1 protein-coding gene and 2 pseudogenes are annotated in these 2414 nt (G+C 47.1%); all 3 read right to left on the bottom strand.

The features are described from left to right. Window positions 1-74 precede the first annotated feature (74 nt). Window positions 75-1523 carry a decarboxylating NADP(+)-dependent phosphogluconate dehydrogenase gene (gnd, locus tag QTO00_RS19155; protein WP_331426169.1) on the bottom strand — a complete coding sequence of 483 codons (1449 nt, stop codon included), beginning with the start codon at window positions 1521-1523 and terminating at the stop codon, window positions 75-77. Window positions 1524-1558: 35 nt separating this feature from the next. Further along, window positions 1559-2067, bottom strand: a pseudogene (locus QTO00_RS19160) (6-phosphogluconolactonase). Continuing rightward, a pseudogene (locus QTO00_RS19165) lies at window positions 2064-2414 on the bottom strand (glucose-6-phosphate dehydrogenase); the annotation flags it as partial. The pseudogenes QTO00_RS19160 and QTO00_RS19165, both read right to left, overlap by 4 nt.

A 2414-nucleotide genomic window follows, 5' to 3' on the forward strand; every position in this document is an offset into this window, starting at 1 on the left:
GTTAACATCCTCCGTAGGATAAATATTATGGTATGAGCCGTAGGTATGAATAAATACCTAACTCATCCTTTTTGCTATACGTCGTAAGTCGTCGATGCAGTGTCGCCGCCTGTACCCGTCCAATTGGTATGGAAAAACTCACCACGTGGACGATCGATACGTTCATAAGTGTGGGCACCGAAGTAGTCACGTTGAGCTTGAAGCAGGTTCGCAGGCAAACGCGCAGTCGTGTAACCATCAAGGAACGATAGGGCCGAGATAGTACAAGGCATAGGGATGCCTGATTCTAGCGACTTAGCAGCAACTTTACGCCACGCAGCTAGGCTATTTTGTAAAATGCCTTTGAAGTAGTCGTCTGAACCTAGGAACGCGATGTCTGGGTTTGCTTCGTACGCATCACGAATGTTGCCTAGGAATGCACTACGGATGATACAGCCACCACGCCACATCAGGGCAACGTTACCGTAGTTTAGGTCCCAACCGTTCTCGTTTGACGCTTCGCGCATCAGCATAAAGCCTTGAGCGTAAGAGATGATCTTAGATGCAAGAAGTGCTTGGCGAAGGGCATCAACCCACTCTTGCTTATCTCCTTCTACCGGTGTGATTGTTTTACCAAACAGAGATTCCGCTTCCACACGTTGCTCTTTAAGTGCAGATAGGCAGCGCGAGAATACTGACTCAGAGATCAGAGTTAGAGGAATGCCTAGGTCTAGTGCGTTGATACCTGTCCACTTACCAGTACCTTTTTGCCCAGCTGTATCTAGGATCTTCTCAACTAGAGGCTCACCGTCTTGATCTTTATAGCCTAGAATGTCTGCGGTAATTTCAACTAAGTAGCTGTCTAGCTCTGTTTTGTTCCAGTCGGCAAACACAGCTTGCATTTCGTCTGCTGACATACCCAGACCATCTTTCATAAACTGGTAAGCTTCAGTAATAAGCTGCATGTCACCGTACTCGATACCGTTGTGTACCATCTTAACGAAGTGACCCGCACCATCGTTACCAACCCAGTCACAACAAGGCTCGCCAGCATCAGTTTTTGCCGAAATACCTTGGAAGATAGGTTTAACCGCTTCCCATGCTTCAGCTGAACCACCAGGCATAATAGACGGCCCAAAACGTGCGCCTTCTTCACCACCAGAAACACCTGTACCGATAAAGTGAATGCCTTTCTCTCGTAGAGCAGCAACACGACGGTTAGTATCAGGGAAGTTAGTGTTACCACCATCGATAATGATGTCACCTTTGTCTAGCAGCGGCACTAGCGCTTCAATAAACTTATCAACAACGTCACCTGCACGAACCATTAGCATCACTTTACGTGGTGATTCTAGCTTCTCTACTAACTCTTCAAGAGAGTAAGCACCGATGATGTTGGTGCCTTTTGCTGGGCCTTCAAGGAATTCATCTACTTTCGCAGCAGTACGGTTGTGTGCCACTACTTTAAAGCCGTGGTCATTCATGTTTAGGATAAGGTTTTGACCCATAACCGCTAGGCCAATTACACCGATATCACCTTTCATTGTTTATCTCCAATTTTCCTATTTGGACGCTCGCATTAAGCGATTTTTGCTGCTGCGTCTGAATCTAAGTACCACTCCGTTGCACCAGTTTTAGACTGGATCTTAGCTGCCGGGTAAGGCAGTTCATCCGCTGGAGTAGTATGAATTTCGTGTACGATATCAACTTTCCCTGCGCCAAGCACAAGGTAGCTGATGCGTTTAGCTGCTTCTAAGACTTTAGCTGTCTTAGATACGCGAATTTGGCCTGACTCTGGGTGAGAAGCTAACACGGATAGGTTCTCATCATTGTAGTTAGTTTGGCCAGGGAATAGTGAGGCAGTTCCGGATCAACGCAGCGTTCGTCTCCCCACCAAAAGTGAAGATTGTTCCATTGGATGTTTTCCGCGTAAGGCGCTTGTGCCAGTAGCTTAAATAGCATTTTCGGCGTGCTGCCACCGGAAAGAGAGATATGAACAGGGCGACCGAGCTCGCTAAACGCTTTCATGTCGTCGGCTAGGCTAATTACAACTTGTTCAGCTGTTTGAAAAATCTTGTGATTAATCATAGTTCGCAGTAATCCGTATCAGTTAGGTTTTTGCATGGGAAACGCCAAGCGCGACCGTCACGTTGTAACAAATCGTCAGACTCTTTTGGTCCCCACGTTCCACAAGCGTACCCAAACAGGGCTTGCGGATCTTGTTTAAAGTCTAAAATCGGCTGTACATACTTCCAACAAGCCTCTACTGCGTCGGTGCGCGCAAACAGGGTTGCATCACCGTTCAATGCATCGAGCAGCAAACGCTCGTAGGCAGTCAGCATCTGAGTCTCCTGCAGTGAAGCATAGTGGAAGTTCATTTTAACTTCTTTAGCGTTAAATCCAGCACCTGGCTCCTTTAAACCGAAACTCATCTG

Source organism: Vibrio sp. M260118, assembly GCF_036533755.1.
Lineage (GTDB): Bacteria > Pseudomonadota > Gammaproteobacteria > Enterobacterales > Vibrionaceae > Vibrio.